The 761-nt window shown below is 55.7% G+C and carries 1 protein-coding gene; it reads right to left on the bottom strand.

Translation table 11 applies throughout. The annotated features are described in order from the left end of the window. Positions 1–761, bottom strand: a 761-nt coding sequence (locus FT726_RS27475) for an elongation factor Tu (protein WP_346303866.1), incomplete at both ends; no start/stop codon positions are given.

Raw genomic sequence — 761 nt, 5'->3', positions numbered from 1 at the left:
GTGCCTGGCTTAGCCAGAACCTGACCACGCTGGATCTCTTCACGCTTGATACCGCGCAGCAGAACACCACAGTTCTCGCCTGCCTGACCCTGGTCCAGCAGTTTGCGGAACATTTCAACACCGGTACAGGTAGACTTGGCAGTCGCTTTGATACCAACGATTTCTACTTCGTCGCCCACTTTCACGATGCCGCGCTCAACACGACCGGTAACAACGGTACCACGGCCAGAGATTGAGAATACGTCTTCGATTGGCAGCAGGAACGGCAGGTCGATAGCACGGACTGGATCCGGGATGTAGCTATCCAGGTGCTCAGCCAGCTCAACGATTTTCGCTTCCCACTCAGCTTCGCCTTCCAGCGCTTTCAGCGCAGAACCGCGTACGATTGGGGTATCGTCGCCAGGGAAGTCGTAAGCAGACAGCAGGTCACGCACTTCCATCTCAACCAGTTCCAGCAGCTCTTCGTCATCAACCATGTCGCACTTGTTCAGGAACACGATGATGTAAGGAACGCCAACCTGACGACCCAGCAGGATGTGCTCACGGGTCTGTGGCATTGGGCCATCAGTCGCAGCAACAACCAGGATCGCGCCGTCCATCTGCGCAGCACCGGTGATCATGTTTTTCACATAGTCGGCGTGGCCTGGGCAGTCAACGTGTGCGTAGTGACGGGTCGGGGTTTCATATTCAACGTGAGAGGTGTTGATGGTGATACCACGAGCCTTCTCTTCTGGCGCGTTATCGATCTGATCGAATGCACG

It is taken from the genome of Pantoea sp. Morm (assembly GCF_016643525.1).
GTDB classification, from domain to species: Bacteria; Pseudomonadota; Gammaproteobacteria; order Enterobacterales; family Enterobacteriaceae; genus Pantoea; species Pantoea dispersa.
Note: the sequence above shows the minus strand (reverse complement) of the source record. Positions and strands in the feature narration are given on the sequence as shown.